The organism is Curtobacterium phyllosphaerae, from assembly GCF_049341865.1.
Taxonomy (GTDB): domain Bacteria; phylum Actinomycetota; class Actinomycetes; order Actinomycetales; family Microbacteriaceae; genus Curtobacterium; species Curtobacterium phyllosphaerae.
In genome coordinates, this window is the sequence record NZ_JBMPIU010000001.1 from 288937 (window position 1) to 304218 (window position 15282).

The window sequence follows — 15282 nt, forward strand, 5'->3', positions numbered from 1 at the left end:
CTGTTCTCGGCGCAGGTACGGGGCGGAACTGAACGCTCGCGTCCGCCCGGCCGCGGGCCGCTGTGCGGCCGCGCGGCCCAGCGGCTTCGGGCCGGCCGGGCGCGGGCCGGGCCCGCGTCCGCCCCGCCCGGAGTTCGCGAGCGTGCGATTCCGCCCTGTCGCTTGCCGAGGTACGGGGCGGAACTGCACGGTCGCGGCCGCCAGGCCGCGGGCGCGGGCTGCGGCCGGGGCCCCGCCCGGCCCCGCGCACGGCCGAAGGGCCCGGCGCGCGCCCAGCAGGAGGTCGAGCGTGCATTTTCGCCCCGTTCTCGCTCGGTCCACGGGGCGGAACTGCACGCTCGGGGGCCGGGGGGCGGGGGCCGGAGGCCGGGGCCGGCGCCCGACGCCGCGAACGCAGCAGAGCGCCGCGTGGACGATGTCCACGCGGCGTCGGCGCCGGGAACCGGCTGGGGAGTCCGCCTACGCGGACTTGTCGTGCTGGTCCACGTCGGACTCGTCGTCCTCGTACTGATCCGCCCACTTGTCCACGTAGTCGTTCTCCGACTCGTGACCGGTGGCCAGTTCGCGCTCGAGCGCACCGTAGTTCGTCTCCGGGCTGAAGTACTTCAGCTCCCGAGCGACCTTGGTGTGCTTCGCCTTCTGACGGCCGCGCCCCATGCGTGACCCCCTCGTGTGATCGGCCCGGCGGAACTGGCGAGTCCGAGCGAACGGGCTGGAGACAGGTCAACCGATGCGGTGCGTGGTTTGAAATCTGCCGATCACTTTACCATGTACCCCGATTCCCTCACGTCTAGAACGCTCCGCGCACAGCACAATTGCGAGCGTGTTGCACCCGACCGATGACACCCACGCGCGTGTCGTCGTCGTCGGTGCCGGTCAGGCGGGGTTGTCGGTCGCCTACGAACTGCAACGGAGGGGGCTCCGGACCGGTTCCGACGTGATCGTGCTCGACCGGGGACCGTCCACGGGCGGCGCCTGGCAGTTCCGGTGGGAGGCGCTCCGGCTCGGTCTCGCGCACCGGGTCCACGACCTCCCTGGGATGCACGCGCTCGGGCTGCGGTTCGACGACGCCGATCGGGACCGGCCGGCTCGGGAGGTCGTCGAGGAGTACTACCGCCGGTACGAGGAGGGCGCGGACATCGTCGTCGAACGACCGGTTGAGGCTGTAGCGGTCCGGGAGGACGGCGACGGCCTCGCGGTCGAGGTCCGGGTCGGCGACGACCGTCCGACACCGGCCGTTCCGCTGGTCCGGACGTCCGTGCTCGTCAGCGCCACCGGGACCTGGGGGATGCCCTTCGTACCGTGGTCGCCCGGCCACGACACGTTCGCAGGCCGTCAGCTCGACACCACCGGCTACCGGAGCGCGGAGGAGTTCCGCGGCCAGGACGTCGTCGTGGTGGGTGGGGGTACGAGCGCGATCGGCTTCGTGCTCGAACTCGAGGGCATCGCCGCCGCGGTCACGTGGGTCGCGCGCCGGCCGGTGCGGTGGCTCGACGAGTCCTCGCTCGACCTCGAGTCCGCAGTCGCTGCGGTCGCGGCGCAGGACGACGCCGCACGGGCTGGACTGCCCCTGCCGAGCATCGTCAGCGGGACGGGGGTGCCGATGACCCCGCGCATGCGGGCTGCCGAGGAACGTGGTGTGCTCGTCGCGCAGCCGATGTTCACCGCCGTGGAACGGGACGGGGTCCGGATGGCGGACGGCTCGCACCGGCAGGCGGATGCGATCATCTGGGCGACCGGGTTCCGGCCGGAGCTGCGCTTCCTGGCTCCGCTCGGGCTCCGCGAGCGGTCGGGCGGGTACCGCGTACACGACGGTGCGACCAATCGGGACCCGCGCGTGTTCCTGGCGGGCTACGGACCGCAGGCGTCCACGATCGGGGCGAACCGAGCGGGTCGGCTCATCGCGCGCCAGGTCGTCGAGCGCCTCCGCACTGGAGGGACGGCGCGCGATCCCGAATGAAGCGCACCTGTTCGTGGTGTCGGGACCGCGGCGCTGCGGCCCGGATCGAACCGGCTACGGGCGCATGCCGCGACACGGCCCGGGATGCGGGGACGAGGATCGGGCTGTCGGAGCAGGGCGCCGTGCCGTGACACGGGCCGGGTGTGCCGCGACAGACCACCGGCGCACCGCGGAGCCCGGGTCGGGACCGTGATGCGCCGGAGGTGCGGCGGTCGAGGCTCAGCCCTGGCCGCGGCCCGTCTTCGCCTGCAGTCGCTCGATGTGCTCGGACGCCTCGGCCTTGGTGAGGTCCGCGGACAACTCCTCGCCAGCCTCGCGCGCCAAGGTGTCGAGGTAGCTCCGCTGCGCACCGGTCATCGGCTCGTCACCGGTCACCCACTGCTCCGGGTCCTTGCTCGCCGAGGTCGACGGGTCCGGACGTGCACCGCCGAGGGTCTCCCCGGTCGGCTCACCGGTGGGCTCGTCGGGCGCGACACCGTTCGAGCCGGCGCCGTCGTTCGAGCCGGCGCCGTCGTTCGAGCCGGCGCCGTCGTTCGAGCCGGCACCGTCGTTCGAGCCGGCACCATCCGCTGCGCCGTCGTCCGAGCGGGCATCGTTGTCCGAGCCGCCGCCGGTGTCCGAGCCGGCGCCGTTCGCCGCACCGTCGTTCGACCCGGCAACCGTCGACCCGGCTCCACCCACGCCGAGCGGCTGGTCGTCCGCGGGCGCGTCCTCGGGCAGCACGTCGCTCGGACCCGCACCGGCCGGGTCGATGGTCTCGTCGAGGGGAGCCGCGCTGCCGTCGCTCGTCGGGAGCTGTTCGCTGTTCGTCATGTCCCGAACCGTACGCGGCAGCACCGACAGCCCCGGCCGTCACGGGGTACAGGTCGCCACTCAGCGCACAGCCGAGCGCACGACGGGAGCAGCAGTCGCCAGATCGACACGACCAGGTGCCAGATCGACACGACCAGGTGCCAGACCGACGCGGCCAGCCCTCAGACCGGCACGACGTCGTAGCGCACGAGGTCCGCGTCGATGCCGTTCGCAGCGACCGGCCGGAGCTCCGCCCCCGGGACCCCGACCCACGCGGTGTTCGCTGCGGCGTCGACCCGGTCGATCACCACGCGCTCTCCGTGCACGATCCACGAGGCCCGGACGACGACGCGCGCCCCGGTGTCCCGGGGTGGCAGCCCCACGACGTCGGCCGAACGGTCCGGGTGCTCGCCGGGAGCGAGGATCGGCAGCACCGGCACGGAGCGGATCGCGACCCCGGCGGCACCGGTGTCGGTCGTCGCGTCGGTGTCGACCTCGACCAGGCGGACGACCTCCTCCCGGGGGAGCGGTGCGTCGACCCGGACGTCGTCGGTGCCGACCAGCGTGCGGAACGCGGGTCGGCCGTCGGGCGCGATGTGGGCCTCCAGGCCGTCGATCCGGACCCGACCGCGGGTCCTGGTGTCCGCGTAGGTGCCGGCGGTGAGGCCGGCGACGCGGGCCTCCGAGCGGGGGACGACCACGCGGTCGGGTCGGTACCAGTCGCGCAGCTGGGCGGGGGAGACGTACCCGATGCTCTGGTCGCCGCGCGCCAGCGCAGCTCCGGAACCAGACCCATTACCTGAACCGGACGCAGCACCGGGGCCCGACGCAGCACCCGGGCCGTGCCGGGTGTCCGGACCGTCGTCGGGCCGCGGGTCGATCGCGCCGGTCGGGTGTTCGCCGCGGACGACCACCATGCCGTCGTACCGTCCGTCGGGAGTGCTCGGCGGATCGAGCGGGAGGACCTCGACACGTCGTGAGACCTTGCCGCCGTGACTGTCGATCGTCGCGAAGGTGCGGAGGTCCGCCGTGGCGGTCGTCGGGTCGTCGCTCATGTGGCGATCATCCTACGACCGGGGTCGGACACCGATCGCGACGACGGCGCAGGTCGGACCGCCGACACCGCCCGGCCGGACCCGCACGCGGCGGACGCCGCTTCCGCGGGCCCGCACATGGCGCAGGCCGCCGCCCCGGACCCGCACATGGCGCAGGCCGCCGCCGCCCCGGGCACTCAGTCGGCGGACGCCGTATCCCGCCCCGCTGCCCGCCCCGGCGCGGGAGTCGGCGTGAGCACCGGCACCGCCCCCGTGCACAGCGCCGGGTCCGACCCCTCGGCGGGGCCGGCCGGACGGGTCGCACGCCGTGGCTGCAGGCTGTTCCGCTGTGCCGAGCGGTACAACCGGTCCTCGGGGGTGTCCGGACCGGTGCGGCCCATCGCAGGACGCACCGGCTCGCCGCGCCGGTCCTGCCCGGGGAACGGTCGGGACCGGCGGCCGTACAGCAGCTCCGACGAGTCGAGGAGCCACGGCACGAGCGCGACCGTCACACCGTGCACGAGCAGCAGCTTCTTGCGGATCCGGCGTCCGCGGTGGTTGTGCAAGAGCGTCTCCCACCAGTGTCCGACGATGAACACCGGCGTGTACACCGTGACCACCTCGGACCCGTGGTCCATCCGGTGCGCCTTGATGTACTTGATGAGCGGCATCGAGATGTCGCGGTACGGGCTCGAGACGATGGTGAGTGGCACGTCGATCCCGTACTCGGCCCACTGGGTCCGGAGCGCGGCGGCGTCGGCTTCGTCGATCGCGACGTGCACCGCCTCGAACGATGCGTGCTTGGCGGCGATCGCGTAGTCGAGTGCCTTCAGCACCGGCTTCTGCAACTTGTTGACGAGCACGATCGCGTGGTCCCCGGTCGCGCCGAACTTGGTCGACGAGTCGGCCTCGATCTCGTGCGAGACGTCGCGGTAGTACCGGTTCACCCCGAGCATGAGGGTGAACAGGATCGGCATGATCACGAAGACGAGCCACGCGCCGTGGGTGAACTTGGTGATGGTGACGACGACGAGCACGACGAACGTGAACGACGCGCCGGTGGCGTTGATCGACAGGCTGCGCCAGACCTGCCCGCGGTTGACCGGTTCGGAACCGGGGTCCCTCGTGCCCTCGCGGTCGGCGCGGAGCAGCCCCAGCCAGTGCCGGACCATGCCCGTCTGCCCGAGCGTGAACGACACGAACACGCCGATGATGTAGAGCTGGATGAGGCTCGTGACGTTCGCTCGGTACACGATGAGCAGGGCCGCCGCGACGAGCGCCAGGACGATGACGCCGTTCGAGTAGATGAGCCGGTCGCCGCGGGTGGACAGCGACTTGGGTGCGTACGAGTCCCGCGACAGGATCGAGCCGAGGAGCGGGAACCCGTTGAACGCGGTGTTGGCGGCGAGGAGCAGGACCGCGGCCGTGGTCGCCTGGATCACGAAGAACAGGATCGTGTCGTTCCCGAACGTGGCCGCGGCGATCTGCGCGATGAGGGACCGCTGCGGCGTGGTGGTGCAGTCGGCGAACCCGCGGAGGTCGCACGGGAACTCGGCGTAGTGCACGCGGGCGATGAGCGCGACCGTGATGAGCCCGACGAACAGCACGATCGCGATGCCGCCCATCGCGACGAGTGTCAGCTGTGCGTTCCGGATCTTCGGGCGTCGGAACGCCTGGACGCCGTTCGCGATCGCCTCGACGCCGGTGAGCGCCGAGCACCCGGACGCGAACGCCCGCAGGAGCAGCAGGATGAACGCTGCGTGGGTCAGGTCGGACCCGTGCGTGACGAGGTACCCGGCGGACTCCGCGACGGGTGCGTGCCCGACGAACGTTCGGACGATCGCCGTGACGACCATCACGAACACGCTCGCGACGAACAGGTACGTCGGGATCGCGAACGCCTTGCTCGACTCGGCGACACCGCGCAGGTTGACGCCCGCCAGGACCACCACGAACAGCAGGGCGAGCTCGACGCGGAACTCGTTGAGGAACGGCAGCGCGGAGATGATGTTGTCGACGCCGGACGCGACGGACACCGCGACGGTCATGACGTAGTCGACGAGCAGGGCGGACGCGACGACGAGCCCGGCCTTCTCGCCGAGGTTCCGGTGGGCGACCTCGTAGTCGCCGCCGCCGGAGGGGTAGGCGCGGATGAGCTGGCGGTACGACGCGACGACGACGACGAGCAACAGGACGACGAGCGCCGCCACCCACGGCGCGAACGTCAGGAACGACATCCCGCCGAGCAGCAGGATCATGAGGAGCTCCTGCGGCGCGTACGCGACCGACGACAAGGGGTCGCTGGCGAAGATCGGGAGCGCCAGGTGCTTCGGCAGCAGTTGCCCCTCGAGCTTCTCCGACGGGAGGGGGTCCCCGATCAGGCGCGCCTTGAGCGACCGGATCTCGTTCGTCACGAGGGGCAAACCTACTCAGTTCGCGGCGCAGCGCAACACGGTGCACCAGCTCGGCATTCCCTGGACGTCGGATCGCGCCGGTCGTCGGGATCGCAGAACGCGCCGTCCCCGCGCCATCGAGAGCGCAGAACACGCCGCGTTCCGGGCGGGGGACGCGGCGTGTTCTGCGATCTCGGACGCTGCGGACGGGCGCGTGGAGCGGGCCGACGGCCTGGAGGCACGACCCGCGCCGTGCCTCCAGGCCGGCGTCCGTCAGGTGGTCGGGTCCTGCAGCGCGGCGCGCAGCGCGACGAGGCGCTCGCGGAGATCCGTGACGTGCTCGTCCGTGAGCCGGCCCCGGTTCGCGAGCCGGCGCATGTCGGTCCGGACGTCCTGCCGGAACCCGGCGAGGAGCATCTCGACCTCGCGGAGCTGCTTGCCGGCGTCCGTCGGGGTCGACGTGGGCGTCGGGCCGGGCCCCGCCGTGGCGTGTCGGGCGGAGGCGGCGAGGTCCGCGCGGAGCGTCCGCATCGCTTCGCCGACCGACGCTCGGACGCCGTCGGCGAGGGACCGGACCGAGTCGGACACCCCGGCCTCGAGGTCCGCGACGTCGTCCTGGCGCCGGGCGAGCTCGTCGCGGCCGGCGTCGGTGATCGCGTAGACGGTCTTGCGGCCGTCGGCGGTCTTGGTGACGAGCCCGTCGTCCTCGAGCTTCGCGAGGCGCGGGTAGACGGTGCCGGCACTCGGGACGTACGTGCCGCCGAAGCGGTCGCCGAGCGCCTGGATGATCTCGTACCCGTGCATCGGGTGGTCGGCGAGCAGGACGAGCAGGTACAGGCGGAGGTGCCCGTGGGCGAACACGGGGCTCACGAGATCACCTCGGTCGGGTTCACCGGCGCCGTGGGGGCCGTCGGCGAGGTCGGGCTCGACGTGTCGGCGGCCGGCGGTGTCGCGACCGGTCCGGCGTGCACGATGGCGACGTCGCCGGACACCGAGCTCGCCGCGACCTCGAGCCAACGCGAGTCGAGTGCGCCGAACCGCTTGGTGTGCTTGCCGTGGACGCCCGTGATCGTCTCGTCGTCGAACTGGAGCGTCCCGGAGGCGGTCGCGATCTCGCTCGAGTACGCGACGCCGTCCCCGAGCCGGATGCTGAGGTCGCCCGACACGGTCTTCGTCCGGATGCTGTCCGGGATCCCGCTGACGTCGAGGAGCACGTTCGCGGAGATGCTGTCGCAGGCGAACCGCTCGATCTCGCCGGTCGCGACGACGTCGCCGGACCCCGTGCGCACCGCGATCTCGCCGCGGTGGTCACGGACCGTGACGGTCCCGGACACCGCGTTGACCTGCAGGTCGCCGGCGATGCCGTCCGCGACGACGTCGCCGCTCAGGGTGTTCAGCGTGGCGTCCCGGACCAGACCCGAGACGAGTGCGCCCGCCGAGACAACCCCGAGGGTGACCGTGGCGTCGCGGGGGACCAGGATGCTGACGTCGGCCCTGGCGTTCCCGCGGAACGACTTGAGGAACCCGACGGGGTCGTCCCAGCGGATCTGCGGGTGGTCGACCGTCAGGGTGTCGCCGTCGATCTCGACCTTCAAGGGTCTGCCGGACACCGAGTGGATCTCGACCCGGGCGGTCGGCTCGTCGTGCGCGATGACGTCGACCTGGCCGCCGACCAGTCCGACGCGCAGTCGACGGACGATGCCGGTGTCGATCGTCTTGGGCTCCTCGACGAGCCACTTCTCCTGGGCCATGTCGTGCCTTCCTCGTCATGACGCGATCCATCGCGTCCTCACGAATCACGATATGTCGCGTTTGCCGTTCCCGCAAGTCCCTCCGCGAGTTCGACGACGCCCGGGACGGCGTCGACCGGGACGGCGTCGACCGGGCTGCCCTGCTACTGGACATGACGGGCTGATGCATCCGCCGAGAGTCTGATCTTCTTGCGGACGGATCGTGCGCACGCATCTACCGTGGAGGCATGGCCAGCACCCGCTCGACAGCCCTGATCGCTCTGATCGGTGTGCTCGCTCCGATCGTGGTCGTCGGGTCCGTCCTGTCGCTCGCCGACGGCGACTCCGGGACGGCGGCCCGGGCAGCGGTCGCGTCGGGCCCGTCGGCATCGGCGTCGACCCCGGTGCCCGAGACGAAGGTCGTGACGATCGGCGACTCGATCATGTCCGGCCACGGGCTCGGCAGCGAGAGCGAGGCATGGCCGACCCTGCTCGGCTTCTCCGGTCACGGCCCGGTGGTGAACCTGGGGTGCAGCGGTGCCGGGTTCATCGCGGTCGGTGACTGCGGAACGGACTACCAGGGGCTCATCAGCCAGGCGGTCGCCGCGCAGCCCACCCTGGTGATCATCCAGTCCTCGGACAACGACAACGGGGAGGACGCGGCGGAGCTCGACAGTGCGACCATGACGACGGTCCGAGCCCTGCGCGCCGCGCTGCCCTCGACCGAGATCGTCGGGTTCAGCACGCTCTGGGACCAGCCCGGCGCGGTCCCCGCCGAGGTCGCGCAGAGCTCGGACGACCTCCGCTCGGCGGTCGCGGTGGTGGGCGGCAAGTACATCGACGTCGGGCAGCCGATCGCCGGGCAGCCGGCACTGTTGCAGTCGGACAACGAGCACCCGACGGACGCGGGCCAGAGCGTCCTCGCGTTGGCCTTCGCCCGCGACCTGCATCGCGCCGGCGTCCACTACTGACCCGGCCCGCCCGGGACGGCCGCGAGCCGTCAGGAGGAGGCCGGGTGCGCCTCCAGTCCGTCCGTCGGGGTGGACCGGCCGTCCGCAGCGGCGTCCGCAGGTGCCGCGGTCCCCGTCGTCGGCCCGGGCGACCAGGGGAACCGCGCGAACCACGGCATCAGCCAGCCGACGATCGGTCCGATGAGGAACGCCGCAGCGACCGTGCCGACCCCGACGTCGCCGCCGAGCAACCAGCCGACCACCACCACCGTGACCTCGATGAGCGTGCGCGTGAGCCAGATCGGCCACCCGGTCCGCTCGTGCAGCCCGACCATGAGACCGTCCCGGGCGCCGGCACCGAACCGGGCCCCGATGTAGCACCCGGTCGCGATCCCGAGCAGGAGCATGCCCCCGACGAACACCAGGACCTGCACGACGAGCGACGACGGCGACGGCAGGACCCACAGCCCGAAGTCCGCCGCCGGACCGATCAGGAGTGCGTTCAGCAGCGTGCCGATCCCCGGCCGCTGGCGGAGCGGGATCCACAACAGCAGGATGACGCCACTCGACACCACGGTGACGACACCGAACGACCACGGGACGACGTTCTCGAGCCCCTCGGTCAGCACCGTCCACGACGACACACCGATCACGGCGCGCACCATCATGGCGGTCGCGAACCCGTAGAGGAAGAGGCCGACGAACAGCTGCACGAACCGGAGCAGCAGGGCGGTCGAGCGTGTCATGCTGCCATGGAACGGCCGAAGTGGACTGGTTGACAAGAGCCAATCCGTCTACGGTGGACCCATGACCCCCATCGTGCTCAGCGCCCGTGCCGCTGGAGTCCTCCTCGCCCACTGGCGTGACGGAGCCGGCGGGACGGCGTACGACGCGCTCGCGGACGCCCTCCGGATGCTCGTCATCGACGGACGCGTCACCATCGGCGCGCGGCTCCCCGCCGAACGTCGACTGGCGGAGACCCTCGGGATCAGCCGGACCACGGTCGCGACCGCGTACGCGACCCTCCGCGACGACGGGTTCATCGAGAGCATGCGGGGCTCGGGCAGCGTCGTGCGCCTGCCGCGGGGTCTCGACGGGCGGCCGGACCCGGAACGGCTCGCCGCCGTCGACCCCATCGGCCGCCACGACCCGTCCGGTGGTGTGCACGGGCCCGACGACGCCCGTGCGGGGACGAGGCCCCGTGCCGCGGCGGCCCCGGCGCCGCTCCTCGACCTCCGCAAGGCGGTCGTGCATGCCGCCCCCGGGATCGCGGAGGCCACCGAGCGCGCGATGCGGCACCTGCCGGCCGCGCTCGCCGAGGTCGGGTACGACACCGTCGGCGACCCGGGCCTCCGCGCGGCGATCGCGGATCGGTACGCGGAGCGCGGGCTCCCCACGCGTCCGGAGCAGATCCTCGTGACGCTCGGCGCCCAACACGCGATCGCGCTGCTCGCCCGCGTGCTCGTCGGCCGTGGCGACACCGTGCTCGTGGAGGCGCCGACCTACCCGCACGCGCACGAGGCGTTCCGTGCTGCGGGCGGTCGGCTGGTCCCCGTGCCGGTCGACGCCCGCGAGGGGTGGGACGTCACCGCGATGACGACCGCGATCCGCCGCACTGCACCAGCGGTCGCGTACGTGATGCCCGACCTCCACAACCCCACCGGGGCGACGATGTCCGGCCCGGCCCGTGACGCGCTCCTCACCGCGGCACGGGACGCCGGCACCGTCGTCGTGGCCGACGAGACGATGGGGGAGCTGCGGATCGACGGTCCGACCATCCCGCCGCTCGGCACGCGCGGTCCCGTCGTCCACATCGGCTCCGCGGGGAAGGTGTTCTGGGGTGCGCTCCGCATCGGGTGGATCCGCGCCGACGCCGACCTGCTGCAGCGGCTCGTGCTCGCGCGGCCGACGGGGGACCTCGGGACGCCGGTCATCGAGCAGATGGTGGTGCGGGAGCTCGTGCCGCACACCGCGAGCGTCCTGGAGGAGCGCCGTCGGCACCTCCGCGAGGGGCGCGACCACGTCGTCGCGGCGCTGCGGACGCGGATCCCGGAGTGGGACGTGCCCTCACCGGACGGCGGGCTCACCACGTGGATCGGTCTCGGCCGACCGGTGTCGAGCGCGCTCGTGCTCGCCGCACGGTCCGAGGGGGTCGCGCTGGCCTCCGGGGGCGTGTTCGGGCCGGACGGCGGGTTCGAGCGGTTCCTGCGTGTGCCGTTCTCGGGGGCGGCGGCGGACCGTACGCGGATGATCGACGTGCTCGCATCGGCCTGGCGTCGGGTCGGCGGGGTCGAGGCGGGTACGGTCCGGTCGATGGCCGCCGTCGTGTGACCGCTGCCGACTTCATCCGTGCGACGGATGCTTGCCGTCGGCGCGTGCGTCATGCTGTGAGCATGGAATCGCCCGTGCTCGACCGGTCCGCCTCGCCGCCGGTCCGTCCGACGCACACCGCGCATCGTGGCCTGCCGGTGCCCGCTGCGGTGTCGATCACCCTGCTCGGCGCGTTCCTCGTCGGGATCCTGACGAGCGTCGGACAGGGCGGACCGGACTTCCTGTCCTCGCTCTCCAACTCCGCGGGGTCCTGGTTCCTCGCCACCGTGCTGCTCTTGCTGGTCGTCCGACCGCGGATGCGCTGGGCACTGCCGCTCGGCGTCGTCGTGCTCGAGCTCATGCACGTCGGGTACACCGTGGCATCGAACCTCCGCGGGCACCCGGACTTCCTCGCGATCACGAACTTCTGGGTGCTGATGGCCGTCCCGGCGGGGTTGCTCGCCGGTGCGGTCGCGAACTGGGTCCTCCGCGGCGGGCCGCGACTGCGCGCGTTCGCGTCCGGGCTGGCCGGTGCGGTCCTCGTCGGTGAAGGCATCAGCGCCCTCCTCCGTGTCGCCGCGACCACGAGCGTCGCGTTCTGGATCGCGGAGATCGTCGTCGGCGTGCTGGTCGTCGTCACCGGTGTCGTCGCCGGACGCACCCCCGCCGGACGCGTGGTCGGTCTCGGCACCGGCGTGGTCGGTGCCGCCGCGGTGTTCACCGCGTACATGGTCGTCGGCTGAGCTCCTCCTCCCCAGACCGGTCGGACCTCGGTCCCGTCCCCATCCCGGCGCCGGGGTCATCCGACGTCAGACCGCCCTGCGATGCTTGACGCGTGTACCTCCTCTCGGTCTTCAGCCTCCGCAACCGCGCGCTCATCGCGCTCGTCACCGTCGTGGTGGCGATCTTCGGCGGGATCGCGCTGACGCACCTCAAGCAGGAGCTGATCCCGAGTGTCCAGTTCCCGCAGGTCGCGATCGTCAGCGTCTACCCCGGGGCCACCCCGCAGGTCGTGTCGAACGACGTCTCCACCAAGATCGAGCAGGGCATCCAGGCGGTCCCGGACCTCAAGTCGACGACCGCGACCTCCTCGACGGGGCAGAGCGTCGTGTCGGCCGAGTTCGACTACGGCTCGAACCTCGCGAGTGCCGAGGACAAGATCCAGACGGTCGTGAACGCGCTCACCCTGCCGGACTCGGTGCGCACGCAGATCGTCACCGGCTCGTTCGACGACATCCCCGTCCTGCAGCTCGCCGTGTCGGACCCGGGTGCCGACCAGGAACAGCTCGTCGACACGCTCGACCAGACCGCGGTGCCGGACCTCGAGAAGCTCGACGGCGTGCGGGCGGCCGACGTCTACGGCAACCCCGGTCGTCGCGTCGTCATCACCCCGAAATCCGGCGCCCTCGCGCAGCGCGGACTGTCGCAGACGGCGATCTCGGACGCCCTCGACGACAACGGCACGCTCATCCCCGGTGGCACCGTCACCCAGGACGGCAAGACACTGTCCATCCAGTCCGGTTCGCGCCTCACCTCGACGGACGACATCGCGAACCTCCCGCTCACGGGTGCCAAGGACGCCTCCGGCCGGCCGGAGACGACGACCATCGGCGACGTCGCCACGGTCCGGCTCACGGAGTCCCCGCGGACCTCGATCAGCCGCGTGGACGGCAAGCCGGCGCTCACCGTCGCCATCACGAAGACGCAGGAGTCGAACACCGTCGACGTCTCGAAGACGGTTCGCGACGCCCTGCCCGGCATCGAGTCCAAGGTCGGCGGTCACCTGACCTTCACCGTGGTGTTCGACCAGGCGCCGTACATCCAGCAGTCGATCGACTCCCTGGCAGAAGAAGGCCTGCTCGGTCTGCTGTTCGCCGTGATCGTCATCCTGGTCTTCCTGCTGTCCGTCCGGTCGACGATCGTCACGGCGATCTCGATCCCGGTCAGCGTGCTCCTGGCTGCGGTCGGCATGCAGGCGGCCGGGTACACGCTGAACGTCATCACCCTGGCCGGACTGACGATCGCGATCGGTCGGGTGGTGGACGACTCGATCGTCGTCGTCGAGAACATCAGGCGGCATCTGCAACCCGGGGTGGACCGACGCACAGCGGTGCTCGACGGCGTGCGGGAGGTCGCGGGGGCGGTGACGGCCTCCACCCTGACCACGGTCGTCGTGTTCCTGCCGGTGGCGTTCGTGCAGGAGCTCGTCGGCGAGCTGTTCCGACCGTTCGCGCTGACGGTGACCATGGCGCTCGTCGCGTCGCTCCTCGTGGCACTCACCATCGTGCCGGTGCTCGCCTACTGGCTGTTGCGCGCCCCGAAGCCGGCGCCACACCACGGGGCGCACCTCGCCGCGTCCGGCGGGGCAGGGTCGTCCGTCAGCTCCGGTCCCGGTCTGGAGGCCCGCGGTCCGTCCGCCTCGTCCGGTGCGCTCACGAGCGCGGCGGACCTGCACGACGCGTCCGCGCCCGACCGACTCCGCCGGGGGTACCTCCCGGTCCTCCTCTGGGTGCTCCGGTTCCCCTGGCTCGTGTTGGGGCTCGCCGTGCTCGTGCTCGGCGGGACCGCCGCTGCGGTGCCGTTCGTCAGCACGAACTACCTCGGCGACTCCGGACAGAACACGTTCACGGTGACGCAGACCCTGGCACCCGCGACGAGCCTCGCCGCACAGTCGACCGCCGCACGCACGGTCGAACGCACCCTCCGTGACGTCCCCGGGGTCGACACCGTGCAGGTGACCATCGGATCGACGGGCAACTCCCTCCAGGCCGCGTTCGCGGGCGGTGCCGGCGGGTCGATCACCTACTCGGTGACGACCGACCAGTCCCGCGACCAGACGGCGCTCCAGTCGACCGCACGCGCTCGCCTCAAGGCCCTCACCGGCAGCGGGGACATCGCGATGTCGTCGTCGTCGAGCTTCGGGTCGGACTCGAACATCGAGGTCGACGTCACCGCGCCGACGCAGGCGCAGCTCCGGACGGCGGCGCAGCAGGTCCTGACGGCGATGCGGGACGTCCCGAACACCATCGGGGCGACGAGCAACCTCTCCGCGGCGGAGCCGTACCTCGCCGTCGACGTCGACCGGGCCAAGGCCGCGGCCGTCGGCTTGACCGAGACCGAGGTCGGTGGGATCGTCGCGGCATCCGTGTCGCCGCAGGACAAGGGCACCGTGGAGTTCGGCGACGCTACGCTCGACATCTACATCGAGAACCCGGACCCGCCCACGACGGTCGATGCCCTGCGCGCGCTGTCGATCCCGACCGCGACCGGCTCGAAGCCGCTCTCCGACCTCGCCACCGTGCAGCAGTCGGACGGACCGACGACGGTCACCACCACGAACGCCGTGCGGACCGCGACGATCTCGGTCACGCCGTCGGCGACCAACCTCGGTGCGGCGACGACGTCGGTGACGAAGGCGGTCGACGACCTCGACCTGCCGCGGGGGGCCTCGGCGTCCATCGGCGGTGTCGCATCGAGTCAGACGAGTGCGTTCGGGCAGCTGGGACTCGCGGCGCTCATCGCGATCCTGATCGTCTACGTCGTCATGGTCGCGACGTTCAAGAGCCTCTACCAGCCGGTGATGCTCCTGATCTCGATCCCGTTCGCCGCCACCGGCGCCGTCATCCTGCAGATCGTCTCCGGGATCCCGGTCGGCGTCCCGTCGCTCATCGGTCTGCTCATGCTGGTCGGGATCGTGGTGACGAACGCGATCGTCCTCGTCGACCTCGTGAACCAGTACCGCCGTCGGGGACTCCGTGTGCGCGAGGCCCTCATCGAGGGAGCGACACGACGACTCCGACCGATCCTGATGACGGCGCTCGCGACGGTGTTCGCACTCGTGCCGATGGCGATCGGGCTGACCGGTCAGGGCGGGTTCATCTCGCAACCGCTCGCGTTGATCGTGATCGGCGGGCTCGCGTCGTCGACGCTGCTCACGCTGGTGGTGCTGCCGGCGCTCTACTTCGTGGTGGAGCGGCAGTTCGAGCGATGGGCAGACGGGCATGCTCCGGCGGCGGATGCGGCCTCCGGCCGGGCGGCGGACGCGTCGCCCGGGGTGTCGCCGTCGGCCGCAGCGTCGTCGGGAGGCGGCCTCGCAGAGCGCTGATCACGTCG

At 71.9% G+C, this 15282-nt stretch carries 11 protein-coding genes and 1 pseudogene; 5 read left to right on the forward strand and 7 right to left on the reverse strand.

What is annotated here, in order from left to right; genetic code table 11:
- Positions 1–459: 459 nt before the first annotated feature.
- A complete protein-coding gene (locus ACO0E0_RS01365) occupies positions 460–657 on the reverse strand; it encodes a DUF3073 domain-containing protein (RefSeq protein WP_422869607.1) in 198 nt (65 codons plus the stop codon).
- A 166-nt stretch (positions 658–823) separates the two neighbouring features.
- On the opposite strand from ACO0E0_RS01365, the gene ACO0E0_RS01370 reads away from it, so the two are divergent.
- Entirely contained in the window at positions 824–1960 is a 1137-nt protein-coding gene (locus ACO0E0_RS01370) for an FAD-dependent oxidoreductase (protein ID WP_422869608.1), read from the forward strand.
- Positions 1961–2179: 219 nt separating this feature from the next.
- Here the strand turns inward: ACO0E0_RS01370 and ACO0E0_RS01375 are convergent.
- The 5 genes and pseudogenes from ACO0E0_RS01375 to ACO0E0_RS01395 all read right to left on the reverse strand — a co-directional run.
- Positions 2180–2398: pseudogene (locus ACO0E0_RS01375) on the reverse strand (DUF3072 domain-containing protein); the annotation flags it as partial.
- A gap of 536 nt (positions 2399–2934) precedes the next feature.
- Positions 2935–3807 carry a hypothetical protein gene (locus ACO0E0_RS01380; RefSeq protein WP_422869609.1) on the reverse strand — a complete coding sequence of 291 codons (873 nt, stop codon included), beginning with the start codon at positions 3805–3807 and terminating at the stop codon, positions 2935–2937.
- A 176-nt stretch (positions 3808–3983) separates the two neighbouring features.
- The gene (locus tag ACO0E0_RS01385) at positions 3984–6209 is read right to left on the reverse strand and encodes an APC family permease (RefSeq protein ID WP_422869610.1); all 2226 of its coding nucleotides are present in this window, start codon (positions 6207–6209) and stop codon (positions 3984–3986) included.
- Between the two features lie 243 nt (positions 6210–6452).
- Positions 6453–7049, reverse strand: a complete 597-nt coding sequence (locus tag ACO0E0_RS01390; RefSeq protein ID WP_422869611.1) for a PadR family transcriptional regulator — start codon at positions 7047–7049, stop codon at positions 6453–6455.
- Entirely contained in the window at positions 7046–7930 is an 885-nt protein-coding gene (locus tag ACO0E0_RS01395) for a DUF4097 family beta strand repeat-containing protein (RefSeq protein ID WP_422869612.1), read from the reverse strand. Before ACO0E0_RS01395 ends, ACO0E0_RS01390 begins: the two co-directional genes overlap by 4 nt.
- A 227-nt stretch (positions 7931–8157) precedes the next feature.
- Here ACO0E0_RS01395 and ACO0E0_RS01400 point away from each other — a divergent pair, with 227 nt between their 5' ends.
- Positions 8158–8880: an SGNH/GDSL hydrolase family protein gene (locus ACO0E0_RS01400; protein ID WP_422869613.1), complete on the forward strand. Its 723-nt coding sequence runs from the start codon at positions 8158–8160 to the stop codon at positions 8878–8880.
- A 29-nt stretch (positions 8881–8909) separates the two neighbouring features.
- Here the strand turns inward: ACO0E0_RS01400 and yczE are convergent, their stop codons facing one another.
- The gene (gene yczE, locus ACO0E0_RS01405) at positions 8910–9605 is read right to left on the reverse strand and encodes a membrane protein YczE (protein WP_422869614.1); all 696 of its coding nucleotides are present in this window, start codon (positions 9603–9605) and stop codon (positions 8910–8912) included.
- A 61-nt stretch (positions 9606–9666) separates the two neighbouring features.
- On the opposite strand from yczE, the gene yczR reads away from it, so the two are divergent.
- The 3 genes from yczR (at position 9667) to ACO0E0_RS01420 (ending at position 15274) form a co-directional block, all read left to right on the forward strand.
- Positions 9667–11190 (forward strand): MocR-like transcription factor YczR, encoded by a 1524-nt coding sequence (gene yczR, locus ACO0E0_RS01410; RefSeq protein ID WP_422869615.1) that lies wholly within the window; start codon positions 9667–9669, stop codon positions 11188–11190.
- Positions 11191–11252: 62 nt separating this feature from the next.
- Positions 11253–11912 carry a DUF6518 family protein gene (locus ACO0E0_RS01415; protein WP_422869616.1) on the forward strand — a complete coding sequence of 220 codons (660 nt, stop codon included), beginning with the start codon at positions 11253–11255 and terminating at the stop codon, positions 11910–11912.
- 92 nt (positions 11913–12004) lie between these two features.
- Complete coding sequence (locus ACO0E0_RS01420; protein WP_422869617.1) at positions 12005–15274, forward strand: efflux RND transporter permease subunit; 3270 nt, start codon at positions 12005–12007, stop codon at positions 15272–15274.
- Positions 15275–15282 lie beyond the last annotated feature (8 nt).

Excerpts from the sequence above, each read along its gene's own strand:
- ACO0E0_RS01365 (WP_422869607.1), bottom strand. The coding sequence starts at position 657 with ATGGGGCGCGGCCGTCAGAAGGCGAAGCACACCAAGGTCGCTCGGGAG.
- ACO0E0_RS01380 (WP_422869609.1), bottom strand. The coding sequence starts at position 3,807 with ATGAGCGACGACCCGACGACCGCCACGGCGGACCTCCGCACCTTCGCG.
- ACO0E0_RS01395 (WP_422869612.1), bottom strand. The coding sequence starts at position 7,930 with ATGGCCCAGGAGAAGTGGCTCGTCGAGGAGCCCAAGACGATCGACACC.
- ACO0E0_RS01400 (WP_422869613.1), top strand. The coding sequence starts at position 8,158 with ATGGCCAGCACCCGCTCGACAGCCCTGATCGCTCTGATCGGTGTGCTC.
- yczE (WP_422869614.1), bottom strand. The coding sequence starts at position 9,605 with ATGACACGCTCGACCGCCCTGCTGCTCCGGTTCGTGCAGCTGTTCGTC.
- yczR (WP_422869615.1), top strand. The coding sequence starts at position 9,667 with ATGACCCCCATCGTGCTCAGCGCCCGTGCCGCTGGAGTCCTCCTCGCC.
- ACO0E0_RS01415 (WP_422869616.1), top strand. The coding sequence starts at position 11,253 with ATGGAATCGCCCGTGCTCGACCGGTCCGCCTCGCCGCCGGTCCGTCCG.